Source organism: Streptomyces sp. GQ60, from assembly GCF_059758875.1.
Genome location: NZ_JCAXEG010000025.1, coordinates 32,211 through 51,507, shown reverse-complemented (window position 1 = coordinate 51,507; position 19,297 = coordinate 32,211). Strand labels below are relative to the sequence as shown.

Sequence of the window (19,297 nt, the reverse complement as noted above, 5' to 3'; positions counted from 1 at the left end):
TGTCAGAAGGTCGGGGCGGAGTTCTCGGAGACCCGTTCCGCGCCGGCGCCGGAGCCGGAAGCGACGGGCACGGACTTGTCGCCGGGGATGAGGCCGAGCTGCGCTCCGTCGGGGCCGCGCCGGGCGAAGCGCAGGAGCAGCGCCCAGTCGGTGAAGAGCAGGATGACGACGAGGGTGCCGAAGACCAGCAGCGAGGTGAGGACGGTGCCGGAGGTGAGCCCCGGGGTGAGCGCGTCCTCGGTCTTGAGGAGTCCGTAGACGGCCCAGGGTTGGCGGCCGACCTCCCGGAAGATCCAGCCCGAGATCATGGAGACGTACGGGAGGATCAGGCCCGCGGTCAGGAACCAGAGCAGCACCTTGCGGCGCATCAGGTTCCGCTTGATCATGAACGGGATGGCGAGGACCGCCACCAGCATCATGAACAGCGCCGGGATGATCATCACGAACTCGGCGGTCTGCGCGAAGCCCGGCGGGTAGTAGTTGTCGGGGCCGAACTTCTGGGTGAAGGTCTCCACCAGCGCCTGGGCCCGTTCGGAGCGCGTCCCGTACTTGGTCGGCGTCTGCCTGACCGAGTAGCCGATCTGCAGTCCGCCGAGCGCGGCGGTCGCCAGGGCGAGGACGGGGATGGGCGGCAGGGCGAGCTTCATCGAGGACCAGAAGAACTGCTCGTGGCCGGTCTTCCTGCGCAGGTGCCAGGCGCTGACGGCGACGATGAAGAAGGATCCGGTGAGCATCGCGGCGGCCACGATGTGGAGCGAGGCGGAGAAGGCGTTGTTGTTGGAGAGCAGGGCCCCGAAGTCGGTGAGGACCGCCTTGCCGTCCTTCATCGCGTAGCCGACGGGGTGCTGAAGGAATCCGTTGGCGGTGAGCACGAAGAACACCGAGGAGTACGCGGTGAGCGCCACCAGCCACAGCATCGCGGTGTGCAGCTTGCGCCCCATCCGGTTCCAGCCGAAGATCCACAGGCCCAGGAAGGTCGACTCGGCGAAGAACGCCACCAGGGTCTCGATCGCGAGCGGCGCGCCGAAGACGTTGCCGACGAAATGCGTCAGCCCGCTCCAGCTGAGCCCGAACTGGAACTCCATCACTATGCCGGTGCCGATGCCCAGCGCGTAGTTGATGACGTAGAGCTGTCCCCAGAACCGGGTCTGCCTGCGGTGTTCTTCCTTGCCTGTGATCGCCCAGCGTGTCTGCATCACCACGAGGTAGGCGACAAGCCCGAGCGTCAGGGAGACGAACAGGAAGTGCGCGATCGCGGTGATGGCGAACTGGAGCCGTGCGAGTTCTAGCACGTCCACGATGGTTCCCCTCGGTCGGCTGTGCAGCCGTCTGTCTGTTGGTCGCTGTGGTCAGGAATGGAAAGACGGCCTTTCCACTTCAGCCGAGGACAGTGGAGTACCGCTCGGTCCTCGGTGGAGGCGCGGTGGAGCCGGGGCACGGGAACCGGTGGCTGCGGCCGCCCGCCCTCATCGGGCGGCCGCAGCGCTTCTCGGGAATGGCGGCAGGAACCGGTGGCCCGGCTCAGGAGTGGCTGGCGTAGGCGAGCTCGTCGTGCTCGATCGCCATCTCGTCCGTGTAGACGAGGTCGAGGTAACGCTCTCCCCGGTCGGCCAGCAGCGTCAGGATCCGGCTGGGCCTCGGCAGCTCCGGCAGGAGCTCCTCGATGGCCGCCACCACGGAACCGGAGGATCCGCCGGCGAAGATCGCCTCGTGTCTCAGCAGCCGGTGGCAGCCGTGGATGGCGGCCGCGTCGTCGATGTGCACGACCTGGTCGATCTCGCCGGGGGTGAGGAGTTCGGGGACCCGGCTGGAGCCGACTCCCGGGAGCATCCGCGGGCCCGGCGGGGCGCCGAAGATGACCGAGCCGACGGCGTCGACGGCCACCACCTTCAGGCCCGGCCATTCGCGGCGCAGTCCGCGGGCGAGACCGTGCAGGGTGCCGGTGGTGCTGACGGCGGCGACGAGGACGTCCACGGGTTCCGGGCAGTCCTCGATGACCTCGCGCGCGGTGGTGACGGCGTGCGTCTCCCAGTTGAGCTCGTTGGCGTACTGGTTGATCCAGACCGCGTCCGAGTCGTCGGCCAGCAGGTCCTGCACCCGGGCCAGCCGGGTGTGCAGGTAGCCGCCCGCGTGGTCGGGCTCGCTGACCATCTCGATCTCGGCGCCGTACTGGCGCAGGATGCGCAGGTTGGTGCGGGAGGCGTTGGGGTCGACGACGGCCGTGAACCGCAGCCCGTAGCGGATGGCCACCATGGCCAGCGCGACGCCGAAGTTGCCCGAGGTGCTCTCGACGATCCGGGTGCCGCGGCGGATCATGCCGTCCCGGATGCCCCGTTCGACGATGTAGCGCGCGGATCGGTCCTTGACGCTGCCGCCCGGGTTGAGCATTTCGAGCTTGGCGAGGACCTCTATGCCGGGCTGCGGGAAGAGTCGGCCGAGCCGGACCAGCGGGGTTCCGCCGATGCAGTCGGTGATGGAGTTGTGGATCACGCCGGCTCCCGGGGTGCGGAGGAGTGGTCGGGTGCGGTGGCACCGAACAGGCCGCGGCAGAACTCGAGTCCGTGGATCTCGGTCGGGACCTCGGCGGCGGCACTCAGCTCCCACTGGTCGCGGGTGAGTCGCCAGCGGGTGAGCACCGTGGGCTTGCCCTGGCGCTCGGTGAGTTCGATGCCGTCCGGCTGGTAGCCGAACTTCTTGTTGACTGCGATCGCGGCGGCGCCGTCCTCGTAGACGGCCGAGGTGGCGTGTCCCGCGCCCAGGCCCTCGAAGGCCAGGCGCAGCGCCGCCGCGCGCATCTCGGTGCCCAGGCCCCGGCCTTGGAAGCCGCGGGCCAGCCAGCTCTCGGAGGCGACCTCGCGCAGCTGGGGGAACCGCCTGGCCTGGAGGCCCTGGACCCCGACGGGCCGGCCGTCGAGGAAGGCGACGAGACCGAGGTTCCAGTAGTCGGGACGGCTGAGCGCGAGCCCCTTCCAGAGGTATTGCAGGACGCGGCCGGCGACGACCTGCTGGGGCACGTCGCTCCAGCCGCCCTGGAAGGGCACGGTGCCGCGGTCGTGGATGCCGTGCTCGGCGACGGTTTCGGCGAGTGCGCGCAGGTCGCTCTCGTCGGCCACTCGGAACTCCAGCCTCGGGGTGGTCAGCCGCAGCCGGAGCTGCGGAATCCAGGCCGCGATCGCCGTACGGTCGTTTCCGGGCTTGCTCCCGGGTGTGGTGTCAGGGGTGTTCTCTGCCATGAGGGGATGCTCCGCAGGCGGTCTCAACGGGCGGTGGAAGACGTCTCGACCGTCGGACGGTCGGCCACCAGCCGGACGGTGGGGGGCTGGACGGACACGGGTCGTCCGGGTGCGCGCTCTTCGGGTACGGCCTCCGGGGCGGCCTGCCGGCCCCGCGCGCCCCGGGTGAACCGCACGACGCCGGTCACCAGGCCCGTCAGGATGACCACGGGCCATAGCGCGTCGGGGATGGCCCCGACCACTGCGCCCAGGCCCAGCAGGAGGAAGGCCCCGGCACGCAGCCGGCGTATCCGAGCCGGTCCCTTGAAGGGCACCGCCATCAGCGCTGCGGCGACGAGGACCAGGGCGCCGGCTACCGGGGCGAGGCCCTCGAGCGCGGCCATGGCCTCGCCGAACGAGCCGTTCATGGCGGCCAGCGGTGGCACGATCCAGAAGAAGCCGAGCCCGGTGATCGCGAGCAGTCCGCCGGCCTGCGAAGCCGGTCCGTACCGGCGCCCGCGCATGCCCCGCTCGGCGAGGTCGATGGCGTTGAACGGGCCGTACAGCACCGGCCGGAAGCCGAGCACCAGCGTCGGCAGGACGGCCAGCTCCAGTCCGCCGTAGCCGATCAGGCCCGCGAAGAGCACGGAGAACTCGGTGTAGAGCGCGACGCCCAGGGCGGCCGCGTCCGGGAGCACGCCGATCGGGTAGATCAGCATCGGCAGGAGCAGCAGCGCACCGCCCGGCCAGCCCGACAGGCCGCGGGAGATGCCCTGGGTGAGCCGGGGCTTGAGCAGGGCGAGAGCGGCCGTGAAGGCGACGGCGATGCCGACCGCGGTGGTGAGCGAGACCAGGTTCTCGCCGGTGCCCCGCTCGGCGGCCTTGGTGGTGACCAGATGGGTCAGCGCCGCGGCCCCCGCGAGGACGCGGACGATCCGGCCCGCCGTACCCGCGTCCCGGCCCAGGACGGGCCCGCCCCTGCGGGCGGTCCGCGCCCCGGAGGGGGCGGCGGCCATCAGAGCTCCACCCGCACGCCGTAGCGGCGCAGCCAGTCGTTGAGGCCGAGCAGCATTTCGACGTTGGCGCGGGCGACCCAGGCGCGCATACCGCTGTCGAGCACCGACGGGTCCTCGATGAGGGCCTTGATGCCGGCCGCGTTGGCGAGCGGACCGGCCGGCGCGGTCGGGTCGGCGAGCAGCGCCGCCATGCCCTCGCACAGGGCGTGGCCGTAGGCCGGGTCCTGGGTGACCGGGTAGGGGCTCTTGGCCCGGTTGATGACGTCGTCCGGGAGCAGGTCGGCGACGGAGGCGCGCAGCAGGGACTTCTCGCGGCCGTCGAAGCTCTTGAGCGCCCACGGCACGTTGTAGGCGTACTGCACCAGCCGCCAGTCGCAGAACGGCATCCGGGTGCCGAGCCCGGCCACGGCGCCCAGGGACTCGTCGTGGCTGAGCAGGGTCTCCAGCCAGCGGGTGAGGTGGAAGTAGGTGATCTCCCGCATCCGCAGGGTCAGGCCGTCCTCGCCTTCGAGGCGCGGGACCTCGGCCATGCTGGCGTCGTAGGCGCCGCCGCAGTAGCCGTTGAGGTCGAGCTTCTCCAGCAGGGCCGGGTCGAGGAGGTCGCCGCCGAGGCCGTGCTTGCCGCCGCCGAAACGGGCCATGGCCACCCACGGCAGGGTCGGCGATTCGACGAGTTCCTTGTTGTGCACCCAGGCGAAGCCGCCGAAGACGGCGTCGGCGATCTCGCCGGAGAGCACCGAGCCGACGTGCTCGCGGACGGCGCCGGTGAGCAGGTACAGCGAGGTGTTCATGTTGCCGAGCGGGCTCGGCACGTCCTTGGCGCGCAGGACGGCGGCCCGGACGGCGGGGTCGATGATGTCCGCGGTGTCGAGCACCAGGTCGGTGTGCTCGGTGCCGAGGTGGCGGACGACGGACTGGACGAACGGTGCGTCGGGGCTGCCCCAGATCTCGTCCTCCTTGAACTCCCCGGCGTTGTCGAAGGAGACCGTGAAGGTGCGGACCGGGCCTTCGCCGCGCTCGGCGAGCGCCTCGTGGGCGAGCGCGGTGACCGCGCTGGAGTCGATGCCTCCGGAGAGCAGGACGCCGGGGACGGCGCCCGCGCCGAGGTTGCGGCGGACCGAGTCGGCCAGCAGCTTGCGGATGTGGGCGACGGTCTGCGCCTGGTCGTGCGTGTGCTCTTCGGCGGTGAGCTGCCAGTAGCGGTACGAGGTCTCGCCCTCGCGGTTCAGCCGCAGCACGTGGGCGGCCGGAACCTGGCGGAAGCCCTTGAGGATGCCGTGGCCGGCGGTGCCCGCGTAGGAGAACAGCTCGCGCAGGCCGTCGGCCGTGATGACCGGGTCGACGCCGGGGTGCGCGAGGATCGCCTTGCGCTCGGTGCCGAACAGCACGCCGTCGCCGTGCCGGTAGTAGAACAGCTGCTGGTTGCCCATGCGGTCGCGGGCCACCACCAGTTCTCGGGTGCGCGCGTCCCACACGACGACGGCGAAGGCGCCGTCGAGGTGCTCGGCGAAACGCTCGCCCCATCGCAGGTACGCGCGGCCGGCGAGTTCCGCGTCGGTCGCGGGCCCGGTCACGCCGAGCTCGGCCCGCACTACCTCGGGCTCCAGCAATATGCCGGTGACGGCGGCGGTGACGACCGTGCGTCCGTCTTCTTCGAACACCCAGGGCTGCTCCGGGGCGCCGTTGCCGGCTACGTCGGACCAGCGGGTCCCGATCGCGGCGGTCTCGGACACCCAGAGGCGCTCCCCGAGCGGGCCGCGCTGGGCGAGGGCCGCGGTCATGGCGACCAGGGTCGGCCGTTCCCGCCGCAGGTCGCGCTCGTAGTCGATCCATCCTGCTATTCCGGACACCGCAGGGACTCCCTTCGACAGTGGAGCCCCAGGCTGACCGGGTCACCTCAAGGTTCCCTGGACAGCCTCTCCAGTAGCGGCGCCGACCATCGGTCAGCCGGATCCGTACCGGGTCCCGGTTTGGAACCTGAAGGGAGCGCTGCCGTGGGCAAGGAGCCCGAGGAGCTGACGGACGTTCTGATCGTGGGCGGAGGGATCACCGGACTGAGCTGTGCGCTGTTCCTCCGGCACCACGGGGTGCGGGCCGTGCTGGTGGAACGGCACGCCTCGACCTCGATCCACCCCCGGGCCTGGGGGTGGTACCCGCGGACCCTGGAGGCGTTCAGGTCCGCGGGCCTGGAGGAGACGGTGCTGGAGGCCGCCGCGGGGTACGCGGGACACCGGCGCCAGGCGACCGTGGAGTCGCTCAGGGGCAAGGAGCTGAAGGCGGTGATGCTGCCGGAGCCCGGCGACCTGAGCTCCCTGACCCCGTCGCGGCAGATCTCGCTGGGCCAGGACCGCATGGAGCCGCTGGTGCGCGAGGCGGCGGACCGCGCCGGCGCGGATCTGCGCTACGGGACCGAGCTGGTCTCCTTCGAGCGGCCCGAGGGGCCGGGAGGGCCGGTCGTCGCCACCCTGAAGGACCGTGCGACGGACGAGGTGCGCCGGCTCGGGGCCCGCTGGCTGGTGGCCGCGGACGGCGGGCGCAGCCCGGTCCGCGAGGCGCTGGGGATCGGGCGCACCGGCCGCGGCACCCTCCAGCACCAGGTGAGCATCCTGTTCCGCGCGGACCTCGAAGGACCGCTGGACGGACGCCGGTTCTCCATCTGCCAGATCGAGAACGACGAGATGAACGGGGCCGTCCTGGGCCACGACGACACCCTGGGACGCGGCACCCTGATCCTCCAGTACCACCCCGAGAACGGGGTGACGCCGGACGATTTCACCACCGAGGAGAGCGTGCGGCTGGTCCGTTCCGCGATCGGCGACCCCGAGGCCGACGTCGACATCATCGGCGTGCTGCCCTGGGAGCTGGCGGCCCTGTCGGCCGAGCGGTTCAGGGACGGCTCCGCGTTCCTGATCGGGGACGCCGCGCACGTCGTCCCGCCGATCGGCGGCTACGGCGCCAACACCGGTGTCCACGACGCGCACAACCTGGCGTGGAAGCTGGCGGCGGTGCTGCGCGGCGAGGCGGGCGAGGGCCTCCTGGACACGTACGACGCCGAGCGCAGGCCCGTCGCGGAGGCGACGATCGCGCAGGCGCAGCTGCGGCTGATGGTGCGCTCCGGGCGGGCGACGGAGGAGCAGCGCAAGGCCACGGTGGAAGTGCTGACCGTGATGCTCGGGCACGCCTATCCGTCGGTGGCGCCCGAGGCGGGCCTGCCGCAGTTCCGGGAGCCGGAGAAGCTGAGCGGCGAGCCCGGCACCCGGGCCCCGCACGTGCCGGTGCTGCTGCGCGCGGGCGGCGCGGCGGGCGGGTCGGGCGCGGAGCGCAGCGGTTCGGTGCTGGACGCGTACGGCTCCTCGTTCGTCCTGCTCACCGGGGCGGACGACGCCGGCTGGCGGGCGGCCGCCGATCGGGCGGCGGAGCGGACCGGGGTGCCGCTGGCCACGGCCGGTTTCGGCACGGAGCTCGAGGACCTCTCCGACCGCGGCTGGTACGAGCGGTACGGGGTGACGGCGGACGGGGCGGTACTGGTCCGCCCCGACGGGTTCGTGGCCTGGCGCTCGCCCGGCGTCCCCGAGGGGGCGCGGGAGCGTGCGGAGGCCGTGGCGCTGGCGCTGCGCACGGCGGTGGCGCGGGTCGGCTGAGACCCGCGGGGCACACCACGTGGGGCCGCTGATCCGGAAGGATCAGCGGCCCCACGTGGTGTGCCTGCTGCGTGAATGCTGTGCGGCGGATGCCTCGGAAGGGCTAGGTCACGTTGAAGTTGGCCATCATCGCCATGTCCTCGTGTTCGAGGTTGTGGCAGTGGAAGACGAACTTGCCGGCGTAGTCGTCGAAGCGCACGACGAGGCTGAGCTTCTCGTTCGGCTGCATCCGCGCCGTGTCCTTCCAGCCCACGTCCTCCGGCTGGACCGTGGTCGAGCTTCCGCGCTTCCAGACCTGGAAGGGCGAGAGGTGCAGATGGATCGGGTGGTGGGTGGTGGAGGTGAACTCCCAGATCTCGATGTCCCCGCGCCGCACGTCGGCCCAGCTGCGGTCGGTGCTGAACGGGAAACCGTTGATCTTGTAGACGTTCTGGGAGTCGCGGGCCAGCTGGAAGGACCGGGTACGCACGGCCTTCGTCGGGTCGAGCCGCTGGATGGTGGAGAGCGTCGCGGGGACGCTCGTGGTGTCGGTGATCTTGGCGCCGACGACGAACTGCATGATCTCGTTGGTCGTCCCGCTGTCGCCCAGGCTGTTCATGAGGGTGACCTTGGTGCCCGGCGCGTACTTGGCGAAGTCGACGATCACGTCGAAGCGCTCGCCCGGGACCATGTAGATCGAGTCCATTTCCCGCGGCTTGTCGAGCAGACCGCCGTCGCTGCCGATCAGCGTGAACGCGTCGGAGCCGGAGGGCTCCGGGCTCAGCTTGACGCGGTAGCGGCGGGAGTTGGAGGCGTTGAGCAGCCGCAGCCGGTACCGGGCGCCCTGGACCTCCAGCTTCGGCCACGGCACGCCGTTGACGAGGATGACATCGCCGGTCATGCCGTTGTGCGCGGCGCCGACGACGCCCGGGGTGGTCGTGAGCGTCGGGTCCACGGAGGGGTAGGACAGCGTGCCGTCCGCGTTGAACGCCCTGTCCATGATCATGACGGGGAGGTCGCGGGTGCCCTTGGGCAGCGGCAGGGCCTCCTCCTCGTCGTCCCGGACTATGTAGAAGCCGGCCAGGCCGCGCCATACCTGCGGTCCCGTGAAGTCCATCCGGTGGTCGTGGTACCAGAGGGTGGAGGCCCGCTGGGCGTTCGGGTACGTGTAGTCCCGGGTGCCGTTGGTGGTCTCGCCCTCCATCACCATGCCGGCCGCCGTGTGATGGCCGGCGCCCGTGTGCGCGGTCCAGCCCGCGGTGGGCAGGATGAGGTCGGTCGGATAGCCGTCGCTCTCGGCGGGCGTCTTCCCGCCGTGCAGGTGGGTGACGATGGGCACCGGCAGGTCGTTCCGGGTCCGCACCACGGCGGTACGGCCCTTGCGGACACTGAACGTCGGCCCGGGGAAGGTCCCGTTGTAGCTGAAGATAGGCGTCTGCACACCGGGCAGGATCTGCGCGGTGGTGGCGTACGCCCGTACGTCGAAGTAGTCGGTGGTGCCTTCCGACGAGGTCGGCTGGATCACCTGGGGCGTCCTGAACGGCAGGGTGAAGTGGGCCGGGATCGCCGCCGCCGACGAGGACTCGAGGGTCTCGCCCTCGCCGCCGTCGCTGTCACGGCCGATGACGAAGGGGAGCGCGAGTCCGGCGGAGGTGACGCCGACGGCGCCCAGGAACCCGCGTCGTGAGAGAGGAGACATGGAACCTTCCTAATCGATGACGGTGAGGGAGCGGTCCAGCGTGGTCAGGAGCCGGTTACCGCCCGATCCGACGACGAACGGGTCCTCTACGTGAACGCCGCCCAGGCCGAACTCGTAGTAAGGCGTCTCCGAGTTGACGACGGTTCCCTCTTCGATCACGTCCGTGTTCCCCGGCGTGATGAGGACGGGTTCGTAGATCTCCGCGCCGATGCCGTGCCCGACGTGCTGACGGCGGTAGTGCGGCACCCCGGCGGCGCGGACGGCGTCGACGGTGAGGTCGAACAGTTCCCCTCCGGTCATCCCGGGCTTGGCGCCCTCCAGGGCGGCCTGCTCGCCGGCCAGCATGGCCGCGTACACCGAGACCAGCCGCGCCGAGGGCTCGCCGAAGCTGAAGGTCCGCGCGATGTCGGACCAGTAGCCGCGGTGCGTGCAGCCCACGTCGAACCAGATGGACTCGCCGTGGCGCAGCGGGGCGTCGGAGGGCCGGGTCTGGCCCAGGACGGCCTCCCGGCCGAACTTGATCAGGGTGAAGCGGGGACGGCCGCCCGCACGGGCGACCGCCGTCTCGAACTCCCTGACCATGTCCCGCTCGGTGACGCCCTCCGCGGCGATGCCGGTCGCCGCCCGGATGCCCGCCTCCGCGATCGCCGCGGATTCGGCGATCCGCTGCAGCTCGGACTCGGTCTTGACCTTGCGCACCTGCTGGAGCAGGGCGCCCGCCGGGCTGACGGTGCTGCCCCGCAGTTCCTCGCCGAGCCGGTCGAGGAAGCCGAGCGGGGCCGCGTTCTCGTCGATCCCGATCCTGGCCCCGGCCAGGCCCGCGCCGGTGAGGACGCCCGCGAGGGCGGCCAGGGCGTTCGCCGGCGGTTCGGCGTCGTGCCCGACCTCCTTGAACCGCGTTTCCCGCTCGGTGAGCTCGACGCCCTCGGGCAGCTCGCGGAAGAAGGTGCCGTAGCCGACGACCCCGCTGAGCGCGGTCGTCGCGTCGAGGAACTGGTCCACGTCGCTGCGCGAGCTGAGGTAGTACGGCGCGTCCGGGCGCTCGCGCGTCACGACGGCGAGCGCCCGGCTGCTGTACGGGTGGTTCTGGCCGCCGACGCTGGAGATCCCGGTCAGGTACAGGACGTTCTCGGCGGACGTCGCGACGAGCGCGTCGAGCCCGGCCTCGTCCATGTGGCGGGCCAGCCGCTCCACGCGCGAGGTCACAGCGCCAGCCTCACCCGGTAGTGGTCCAGCCAGTTGTTGAGCTGGAGCATCAGCTCGATGTCCGCGCGGGCCATCCGGTCCTTGGTGAGCCGCTCCAGGCTGGCCGCGATCACGGAAGCCGCCTCGACGTCCATGATCTGGCGCACCGGCGCCTGCGGGTCGGCGAGCACCGCCTTGATGGCGCGCTGGAGCCCCGCGGGGTAGTCGGGGTGGTTGGAGACCGGGGACGCGCTGCGGTGCCGGTCGAGGACCGACTCGGGCATCAGGTCGGCGACGGCCGCCCGCAGGATGCCCTTCTCGATGCCGCGGCGGTTGTGCATCTCGTTGGGGATGTTGTACGCGTACTGCACCAGCTCGGGGTGGTTGATCGGCGTACGGAGCTGGAGTCCCGCGGCGGAGTACGAGCCCGCGTCGATGCCGAAGCGGGTGTTCATCAGGTAGGCCACGCGCCGCATGTGGCGCTGCCACTCGTCCTCTTCCGGCAGGTATTCGACCTCGGCGACGGCGGTCGCGTAGACGTCCTTGTAGTACGTCTGGAAGTCGAGCGCGGCCAGCGCCTCCTGGTTGAACAGCCCGGTGCCGAAGCCGTTGGCGGCGCCGTGCTTCTGGGCGAGCGCGAGCCACGGGAAGGTGCCGGAAACCACGAGGTCCTTGTGCGTGTACCAGGTGGCGCCCTGGAAGTACTTGTCGCCGCCGTAGCCGGCGAAGACGACCTTGCAGCCCTCCTGCGCGGCGCGCTGCACCGTCAGGTACTGGGCGGTGTCCATGTCGTACTGGCGGGTCGGGAAGTCCTTCGACTTCAGCATGCCCAGCCGGACGATCGGGTCGAGGATGTCGCCGGTGTCGAGCTCGACGAGGGTGTGGTTCGCGCCGATGTGGCCGGCGACCTCCTCGGCGAACGGGGTGTCGTGGGTGCTGCGCATGACGTCGGCCTGGAAGTCGCTGCGCTGGAAGCCGATGGTGAAGGTGCGCAGCGCGCCCTTGCCGGCGCGCCCCAGCGAATCGGCGGCGAGGCCCGCGACGGCGGAGGAGTCGATGCCGCCGGAGAGCATCACCAGCAGCTGCGAGGGGTCGTCGGTGAGGTTGTCCTCGACGCTGCGCGTGAGGATCTCGCGGACCTTGGCGACCGTGGTGTCGTAGTCGTCGGTGTGCGGCTGGGTGCTGATGCCCCAGAACTTGCCGCGCTGCCAGCCGCCGCGCCCGAAGCGGGCTATCTCGGCGGCGCCGATCCGGTCGAAGCCGGAGAAGATGCCGCCGTGCGGCAGGGCCTGGGAGACCGCCTCGCGCAGACCGGCCGCGTCGACGACCGGGTCCACCTCCGGGTGGGCCAGCAGCACCTTGCGCTCGGAGCCGAACACCACGCCGGTGGCGGTGCGGGTCCAGTACAGCGGCTGGCCGCCGAGGTGGTCGCGGGAGAGGACCACTTCCTCGGTGCGGCCGTCCCAGATCGCCACCGCCCAGGAGCCGTTCAGACGGGCCAGGAAGTCCGCGCCCCACTCCCGGTAGGCGTACGCCACCAGGGCGGCGGGGCCGGTGTCCCCGGGCAGCGCGATGCCGGCCGTGGCCAGCTCCGCGCGGATGGCCGCGGTGCCGGTCGGCCAGCCCGTGACGACGGCGACGATCTCGTGCTCGCCCGCGCGCACGACGTACGGCTGCTCGTCCTTGACGCCGTCCACGGTGAGCAGGCGGGCACCGAGCGCGGCGTGCTGCCCGACCCACACGGCCTCGCCGTCCGGTCCGCGCTGCGCCAACGTGGAAGCGAGCGCCGTGACAACCGGCCGGTGTCGGCGCAGGTCCCTGTCGAAGTCGATCCAGCCAACGAGACCGGACACGTTGCCACCTCTCCTCATGTGTCGGTTCTGGTACGTGGCCAGCATCCTGCGGCACAGTCGCGCGGCGACCGCGCGGCACTTGAGGGACGGTCGATCCCGCGGGCCGCGGGCGGGGCCCGAACGATCCTCGAGCGGTCTTGTGTGCCCGGACCCGAGAGTGCGCCGAGGCGTGCACGACCCGCAACCCCGCACCCGTACCCGTACCCAGAGAAGGGCGACATCCGTGTCCGGACCCCCGACAGGCGCGAACAGCGCTGTACCGCGCAGCTCCTGGCTCGCGCTCGGTGCGGTACTGCTCGCAGGATTCCTGCACACCTTCGACATGACCGTGGTGAGCATCGCGGCGCCTTCCATCCAGGACGGGCTCGGCGCCTCGGACTCGGCCGTGCAGTGGATGCTCGCCGGGTACAGCCTGGCCTTCGCCCTGCTGCTGGTCACCGCGGGCCGGCTCGGCGATGCCTACGGGCGGCGGCCGCTGGTGCTGTGGGGCATCGTCGCCTTCACCGCCGCCTCCGCGCTGTGCGCGGCGGCCCCGGGCACCGGCACGCTCATCGCGGCCCGTGTGGTGCAGGGGCTCTCCGCGGCGCTCCTCGCCCCGCAGATCGCCCCGGTGATCATGCTGCTGTTCCCGAAGGAACGGCGCGGCCCGGCCTTCGGCGTGCAGGCCGCCGTCATCGCGGCGGCAACCTGCGGCGGTCCCGTGGTGGGCGGACTGCTCGCGCACGCGGATCTGTTCGGCCTCGGCTGGCGTGCGGTGTTCCTCGTCAACCTGCCCGTCGGCGTGCTCGCGCTGGTGCTCGCGGCGCGCTGGCTGCCCGTGGAGCGGGCGGCGAAGGGTGCGCGGCTGGACCTGGTGGGGATGGCCGTGGCCACCGCCGGTCTGCTCCTGCTGCTCGTCCCGCTGGTGCAGGGGCGGGAGGCCGGCTGGCCACTGTGGCTGATCCCGCTGTTCGTCGCGGGTGCGGTGCTGCTGGGGCTGCTCGCGCCGCTGCAGCGGCGGGCGCAGCGGGCCGGGCGTACGCCGCTGCTCGCGCCCGAGCTGTTCCGGGGGCGTGCGTTTCCGGCCGGTGCGGCGGTGAACTTCCTGGTCATGGGCGCGGTCGCGTCCTTCTTCCTGGTGTTCGTGGTGCACCTGCAGGACGGACTCGGCTTCAGCGCGAAGGAAGCGGGGTTCACCCTGCTGCCGTTCGCGCTGTCCGCGGCCTTCGCCTCCGGGGCCTCCGTCCCGCTGACCGGCAAGCTGGGCCGCCCGATGCTGGAGTTCGGCGCGCTGCTGATGGCGTCGGGCACGGGCGTGCTGATCTGGCTGACCGTCACGCGGGGCACGGATCTGCGCCCGCTGCACGTCCTGCCGGGGCTGGTCCTGTGCGGCGCGGGCATGGGCCTGCTGAGCCCTCCGCTGTACAACATCACGCTGTCCGCCATGTCCCGCGGCGGGATCGGCTCGGCGAGCGGGGTGTTCTCCACGTTCGGCCAGGTCGGCAGTGCCACCGGTGTCGCGCTCGTCGGCACGGTCTTCTACGGGATCGCGGGCGGGGCGGGGTACTCGCGGTCCGCGATCGCCTGGGCGCTGGCGGCCCAGCTGACCATGTACGTCCTGGCCCTGGCGCTCCTGCGCTTCGCCCTCCCCCGCCCCCGCCCGGCCGGCCGGGCCGCGGGCCCGGACGCGTCCTTCGACCGCCCGTCGGAATCGAAGGAGACGGCGCTGCGGTAGTGCCGCGCGGCCCGTGCGCGGCCCCGCGAACCACGAAGACAGAGGCGCGTGCCGGTCGTCCTGACACGACCGGCACGCGCCTCTGTCTTTGGGGTTCGCCGCGGGAGTCTTGCCCGGGCAGGCCGGGCTACGCCCCCGCCGGGACCCCGTCGCGGCTCGAGAACTGGACCACCGTCGTCAGCAGGCTGCGCTGGAAGGTCGCCACGAAGCCCTCCGGGGTCTGCGTCTGCCGCGGGCGGCTCAGATACGGCTTGATCTTCGCCTCGAAGTCGAGCACGCCCGGCTGCATCGCCATGTGACGTGCGACCGCGTCCAGTTCGCCCGTGTACTCGATGACGCGCACCAGCGTGTCCCCGCGCAGGAACACCGCCGTCGCCAGCAGGGTGCCGGCCTGCTGCCCGGACTCGTCCTTGACCTGGTTTCCCTTCACCCTCTTGAAGTCCTGGAAGATCGCCGTGAGCTCCTTCTCGTAGCCCGGCTTGATGTCGTACGTGATCGCCGCGAATGCCATGGCAAGGTCCTCCGCCGTCGTGAGTCGGTCCGCGGCAGGGGACCCGCCTCGACTCGCGGCTGGCTCGAACTCGCCCCACCAGCACGGCTGGAGGGGAAGCCGAGCCGCCCTCCAGTTCGCGGTGAGACCTTTCCTCGCAACCACCGACCCCTTCGGGAGGGACCACCGTGCATCGCACTCTGATCGTCGCCAAGCTGCGGCCGGAGAAGACGGACGACATCGCGAAGATCTTCGGCGAGTCGGACGAATCCGAGCTGCCGCACATGATCGGCGTCTCCCGCCGCACTCTCTTCAAGTTCCACGGCCTGTACTTCCACCTGGTCGAGGCGGACGAGGACATCAACGCGAACCTCTACCGGGCCCGCAGCCACCCGCTCTACGACGACATCAACACCCGTCTCGCGGAGTGCGTCGAGCCGTACGACCCGAACTGGAAAGAGCCGAAGGACGCGATGGCAGACCCCTTCTACATCTGGACCAAGACCGAAGGACGGATCAAGTGACCACCGCCATTTCCCGCACCGTGAAGGTGGCTTCCGACGAGGTCGAGGCCAACACCAAGCGCGGCGGTGATATCCGTGTCACCCTCAGCCCCAAGACCGTGGGCTGCACCTCCGGCTTCGGCGGGGTCATGACCCTCGATCCGGCCGACTGGATCACCGAGCACTACCACCCGTACTCCGAGGAGTTCCTGCACGTCATCGACGGCACGCTGGAGATGACGCTCGACGGGCAGAAGATCACCCTCGGCGCCGGCGAGTCGCTGCTGGTCCCGATCGGCGTGCGCCACCGCCTGGTCAACGTGGGCGAGACCACGGCCCGCTGCGCCTTCCACCTCTCGCCGCTCGCGCCGAGCCCCGAGTACGGCCACGTCGACACCGAGGTCGCCCAGCGTCCCGAGCAGGCCAACCCGGATGTCGGCGGTGCCAAGTGACCCGACGGGCCGTCATCACCGGCATCGGCACGGTCGTGCCGGGCGGGGTGGGCCGTGAGGCGTTCTGGGGAACGCTGTCCGGGGGACGCACCGCCACCCGGCGGATCTCCCTGTTCGACGCGGGCGCGTTCCGCTCGCAGGTCGCGGCCGAGGTCGACTTCGACCCGGCCGCCTCGGGGCTGACCCCGCGCCAGATCCGCCGGATGGACCGCGCCGCGCAGTTCGCCGTCGTCTCCGCCCGGGAGGCGGTGGCGGACAGCGGGATCGAGCTCTCCGCGCTGGCCCCCGAGCGGCTCACCGTCTCCATCGGCTCGGCCGTGGGCTGCACGATGGGCCTGGAGGAGGAGTACGTCACCCTCTCCGACAGCGGCCGCAAGTGGCTCGTCGACCACGAGTACGGCGTCCCGCACCTGTACGGCTACATGATCCCCTCCACCTTGGCGGCCGAGGTCGCCTGGGAGGTCGGGGCCGAGGGCCCGGTCGCGCTGGTCTCCACGGGCTGCACCTCGGGCCTGGACTCCATCGGGCACGCCGTCCAGCTCATCGAGGAGGGCTCGGCGGACGTCGCCATCGCCGGCGCCACCGACGCGCCGATCTCGCCGATCACCTCGGCCTGTTTCGACGCGATCAAGGCGACCACGGCGAACAACGACGACCCGGCGCACGCGTCGCGACCCTTCGACGGGACGCGCGACGGCTTCGTGCTCGCCGAGGGCTCCGCCGTCATGGTCATCGAGGAGCGCGAGGCGGCCATCGCCCGCGGCGCCCGCATCTACGCCGAGATCGTCGGCTTCGCCGGACGCAGCAACGCGTACCACATGACCGGTCTCAAGCCCGACGGGCGGGAGATGGCCGAGGCCATCAGCGTGGCCCTGAACCAGGCCAAGATCGACCCGACGGCCGTGGGCTACATCAACGCCCACGGCTCCGGCACCCTGCAGAACGACCGGCACGAGACCGCCGCGTTCAAGCGGAGCCTGGGCAACCACGCCTACGACATCCCGGTCAGCTCCATCAAGTCGATGGTCGGCCACTCGCTGGGCGCCATCGGCTCCATCGAGGTCGCGGCCAGCGCCCTGGCGCTCGAACGGCAGGTGGTCCCGCCGACCGCCAACCTGACGACCAAGGACCCGCTCTGCGATCTGGACTACGTCCCGATCACGGCCCGCGACCACTCCATGGACGTCGTTCTCAGCGTCGGCAGCGGCTTCGGCGGCTTCCAGACGGCCATGCTGCTCGCGCGCCCCGGCTCCGCCGCGGCCGCGGCCGGAAGGAGCTGATGATGGCCCCCTCCCCCGACCACCGCCCCCCGGTGATCACCGGCCTCGGGATCTTCGCTCCCACCGGCGTCGGCGTCGAGGCCCACTGGGCCTCGGTGCTCGCCGGCAAATCGGGGATCGGGCGCATCGGCCGGTTCGACCCGTCGAGCTACCCGGTCCAGCACGCCGGACAGGTACCGGGCTTCACCGCCCAGGAGTCCGTCAAGCCGAACCGGCTCATCTCGCAGACCGACCACTGGACCCATCTCGCGCTGGCCGCCTCCGAGGCGGCGCTCGAGGACTCGGGCGCCGACCTGGAGGCCATCCCCGAGTACGAGATGGCCGTCGTCACCTCCTCGTCCTCCGGCGGCACGGAGTTCGGGCAGAAGGAGATGACCGCGCTCTACCAGAACGACCCGAGCTGGGTCGGCGCCTACCAGTCGATCGCCTGGTTCTACGCGGCGACCACCGGCCAGGTGTCCATCAAGCACAAGATGCGCGGACCGTGCGGGGTCCTCGCGGGCGAGCAGGCCGGCGGGCTCGACGCCATCGGCCAGGCCCGGCGCCTGACCCGCAAGGGCTCCCGGCTCGTGGTCACCGGCGGTACGGACGCCTCGCTGTGCCCGTACGCCCTGACCGCGCAGCTGACCAACGGGAAGCTCTCCACGGTCCCCGACCCCGAGCGCGCCTACGTGCCGTTCGACGCGGAGGCTTCCGGGTACCTGCCCGGCGAGGGAGGCGCGATCCTCGTGCTGGAGAGCGCCGAGGCCGCCGACGAGCGGGGCGCGCGCACCTACGGGCGGGTCCTGGGCTACGCCTCGGGCTTCGACCCGGCGCCCGAGTCCGAGCGGCCGCGCGCGCTGCGCCGTACCGCCGAGGCCGCCATCGCCGACGCCGGGCTCACCCCGGCCGACATCGACGTCGTCTTCGCCGATGCCGCGGGCGTTCCCGCGGACGACCGCGACGAGGCGCGGACCATCACCGAGATCTTCGGCCCCCGGGGCGTCCCGGTCACCGCGCCGAAGACGCTCACCGGCCGGCTGTACGGCGGAGGCGCGCCACTCGACGTCGCCACCGCCCTGCTGTCGCTGCGCGAGGGCGTGATCCCCCACACCCCCCACATCCGCGCGCTCGCACCCGGCTTCGAGATCGACCTGGTCACCGGCGCCCCCCGGGAGCAGTCCCTGCGCCACGCACTGGTCCTGGCCCGCGGTCACGGAGGTTTCACCTCCGCTCTCGTCCTCGGTCGCTGACCCCGCCGCACTTCCCCCCACACCGCCGACACGGCTGAAGACACGAACCGAGCCGACACCCAGAGGAGCACGGACACCGTGGCTGGACACACCGACAACTTCATCGTCATCGACGCCCCCATGGACGTCGTCTGGGACATCACCAACGACGTCCCGAACTGGCCGAACCTGTTCAGCGAGTACGCCACCGCCGAGGTCATCGAGGAGGAGGACGACACCGTCGTCTTCCGCCTCACCATGCACCCCGACGAGGACGGCAACGTCTGGAGCTGGGTCTCGCGCCGCACCCGCGACGCCGCGGCCCGCACGGTTTCGGCCCAGCGGGTGGAGACCGGGCCGTTCGACTACATGCACATCAAGTGGGAGTACACGCAGGAGCCCTCGGGCGGTGTGCGGATGCGCTGGATCCAGGACTTCCACATGAAGCCCGGGGCCCCGGCCACGGACGACGCCATGACGGAGTACCTGAACCTCAACACCAAGATCCAGATGGAACTCATCAAGAACCGGGTCGAGGCGCAGGCCCGCACCCTCGTTCGCTGAGCGGCCCGCGGTGCTGACCTTCGTCGCTCCGCTGGTCCTGCTGGTCAACGGGCTGGCCGCCGGAGTCCTCTTCGGCACCCAGCTCGGCGGATTCCCGTACCTGGCCTCGCTGCCCGCCGACCGCTACGTCAACGCGCACGCGTTCTTCGGGACCCGCTACGACCCGGCGATGCCCATCTGCCTGCTGGGCACGATCGCCGGTGACGTGGTGCTGGCGATCGGCGCACCGCAGGACGGGGCCCGGACCCTGTTCGCCGTGGCCGCGCTCCTCGCGCTGTTCACGGCCGCCATCTCCGTCGTCAAGAACGTCCCGGTCAACCGGTGGATGCGCACCCTCGACCCGGACGACCTGCCCAGTGACTTCGCCGAGCGCGACCCCCGCAAGGTGTGGGGCGCGTGGAACCGCCGGCGCAGCTGGCTGACCATCGCCGCGCTCGCCGTCAACTGCACGGCACTGGGCTTCCTTCTCTGAGCGGCCGCCCGGCCGCGCCACCGCTT

Annotated in this window: 17 protein-coding genes; 8 read left to right on the top strand and 9 right to left on the bottom strand. The window is 71.5% G+C overall.

Features of this window, described 5'->3' with window-relative positions; all coding sequences use genetic code 11:
* Positions 1–2 precede the first annotated feature (2 nt).
* From AC6CKD_RS34740 to asnB (AC6CKD_RS34720), 5 genes are all read right to left on the bottom strand, one after another.
* On the bottom strand, positions 3–1,298 hold the full coding sequence (locus tag AC6CKD_RS34740) for a cytochrome ubiquinol oxidase subunit I (RefSeq protein WP_498332936.1): 1,296 nt from the start codon (positions 1,296–1,298) through the stop codon (positions 3–5).
* 223 nt (positions 1,299–1,521) lie between these two features.
* Complete coding sequence (gene sbnA / locus AC6CKD_RS34735) at positions 1,522–2,490, bottom strand: 2,3-diaminopropionate biosynthesis protein SbnA (RefSeq protein WP_498332935.1); 969 nt, start codon at positions 2,488–2,490, stop codon at positions 1,522–1,524.
* Positions 2,487–3,233: a GNAT family N-acetyltransferase gene (locus tag AC6CKD_RS34730; protein ID WP_498332933.1), complete on the bottom strand. Its 747-nt coding sequence runs from the start codon at positions 3,231–3,233 to the stop codon at positions 2,487–2,489. Before AC6CKD_RS34730 ends, sbnA begins: the two co-directional genes overlap by 4 nt.
* Before the next feature lie 23 nt (positions 3,234–3,256).
* Complete coding sequence (locus AC6CKD_RS34725) at positions 3,257–4,228, bottom strand: DUF6410 domain-containing protein (protein ID WP_498332931.1); 972 nt, start codon at positions 4,226–4,228, stop codon at positions 3,257–3,259.
* Positions 4,228–6,078, bottom strand: a complete 1,851-nt coding sequence (gene asnB / locus AC6CKD_RS34720; protein ID WP_498332929.1) for an asparagine synthase (glutamine-hydrolyzing) — start codon at positions 6,076–6,078, stop codon at positions 4,228–4,230. Before asnB (AC6CKD_RS34720) ends, AC6CKD_RS34725 begins: the two co-directional genes overlap by 1 nt.
* A gap of 144 nt (positions 6,079–6,222) precedes the next feature.
* Here asnB (AC6CKD_RS34720) and AC6CKD_RS34715 point away from each other — a divergent pair, with 144 nt between their 5' ends.
* Positions 6,223–7,869 carry an FAD-dependent oxidoreductase gene (locus tag AC6CKD_RS34715; protein ID WP_498332928.1) on the top strand — a complete coding sequence of 549 codons (1,647 nt, stop codon included), beginning with the start codon at positions 6,223–6,225 and terminating at the stop codon, positions 7,867–7,869.
* A gap of 103 nt (positions 7,870–7,972) precedes the next feature.
* Here the strand turns inward: AC6CKD_RS34715 and AC6CKD_RS34710 are convergent, their stop codons facing one another.
* Genes AC6CKD_RS34710 through asnB (AC6CKD_RS34700) form a run of 3 tightly spaced genes read right to left on the bottom strand, consistent with a single transcriptional unit; the run spans position 7,973 to position 12,585 of the window.
* Positions 7,973–9,547, bottom strand: coding sequence for a multicopper oxidase family protein (locus tag AC6CKD_RS34710; protein WP_498332926.1), 1,575 nt, complete (start codon positions 9,545–9,547; stop codon positions 7,973–7,975).
* A gap of 9 nt (positions 9,548–9,556) precedes the next feature.
* Positions 9,557–10,753: a M24 family metallopeptidase gene (locus AC6CKD_RS34705; protein ID WP_498332924.1), complete on the bottom strand. Its 1,197-nt coding sequence runs from the start codon at positions 10,751–10,753 to the stop codon at positions 9,557–9,559.
* Complete coding sequence (asnB, locus tag AC6CKD_RS34700; RefSeq protein ID WP_498332922.1) at positions 10,750–12,585, bottom strand: asparagine synthase (glutamine-hydrolyzing); 1,836 nt, start codon at positions 12,583–12,585, stop codon at positions 10,750–10,752. Before asnB (AC6CKD_RS34700) ends, AC6CKD_RS34705 begins: the two co-directional genes overlap by 4 nt.
* Before the next feature lie 223 nt (positions 12,586–12,808).
* On the opposite strand from asnB (AC6CKD_RS34700), the gene AC6CKD_RS34695 reads away from it, so the two are divergent.
* Positions 12,809–14,299 (top strand): MFS transporter, encoded by a 1,491-nt coding sequence (locus AC6CKD_RS34695; RefSeq protein ID WP_498332920.1) that lies wholly within the window; start codon positions 12,809–12,811, stop codon positions 14,297–14,299.
* Between the two features lie 127 nt (positions 14,300–14,426).
* Here AC6CKD_RS34695 and AC6CKD_RS34690 read toward each other — a convergent pair whose 3' ends face one another.
* The gene (locus tag AC6CKD_RS34690; RefSeq protein ID WP_498332918.1) at positions 14,427–14,810 is read right to left on the bottom strand and encodes a SchA/CurD-like domain-containing protein; all 384 of its coding nucleotides are present in this window, start codon (positions 14,808–14,810) and stop codon (positions 14,427–14,429) included.
* Between the two features lie 167 nt (positions 14,811–14,977).
* Here AC6CKD_RS34690 and AC6CKD_RS34685 point away from each other — a divergent pair, with 167 nt between their 5' ends.
* From AC6CKD_RS34685 to AC6CKD_RS34660, 6 genes are all read left to right on the top strand, one after another.
* On the top strand, positions 14,978–15,313 hold the full coding sequence (locus tag AC6CKD_RS34685; RefSeq protein WP_498332916.1) for a TcmI family type II polyketide cyclase: 336 nt from the start codon (positions 14,978–14,980) through the stop codon (positions 15,311–15,313).
* The gene (locus AC6CKD_RS34680; RefSeq protein WP_498332915.1) at positions 15,310–15,744 is read left to right on the top strand and encodes a cupin domain-containing protein; all 435 of its coding nucleotides are present in this window, start codon (positions 15,310–15,312) and stop codon (positions 15,742–15,744) included. The genes AC6CKD_RS34685 and AC6CKD_RS34680 overlap by 4 nt, the downstream gene beginning before the upstream one ends.
* Positions 15,741–17,024: a beta-ketoacyl-[acyl-carrier-protein] synthase family protein gene (locus AC6CKD_RS34675; protein ID WP_498332914.1), complete on the top strand. Its 1,284-nt coding sequence runs from the start codon at positions 15,741–15,743 to the stop codon at positions 17,022–17,024. Before AC6CKD_RS34680 ends, AC6CKD_RS34675 begins: the two co-directional genes overlap by 4 nt.
* Before the next feature lie 2 nt (positions 17,025–17,026).
* Positions 17,027–18,256, top strand: a complete 1,230-nt coding sequence (locus tag AC6CKD_RS34670) for a ketosynthase chain-length factor (RefSeq protein WP_498332968.1) — start codon at positions 17,027–17,029, stop codon at positions 18,254–18,256.
* Between the two features lie 78 nt (positions 18,257–18,334).
* Entirely contained in the window at positions 18,335–18,799 is a 465-nt protein-coding gene (locus AC6CKD_RS34665) for an SRPBCC family protein (protein WP_498332913.1), read from the top strand.
* Between the two features lie 10 nt (positions 18,800–18,809).
* Positions 18,810–19,271 (top strand): anthrone oxygenase family protein, encoded by a 462-nt coding sequence (locus AC6CKD_RS34660; protein WP_498332911.1) that lies wholly within the window; start codon positions 18,810–18,812, stop codon positions 19,269–19,271.
* The last annotated feature ends 26 nt before the right edge of the window (positions 19,272–19,297 follow it).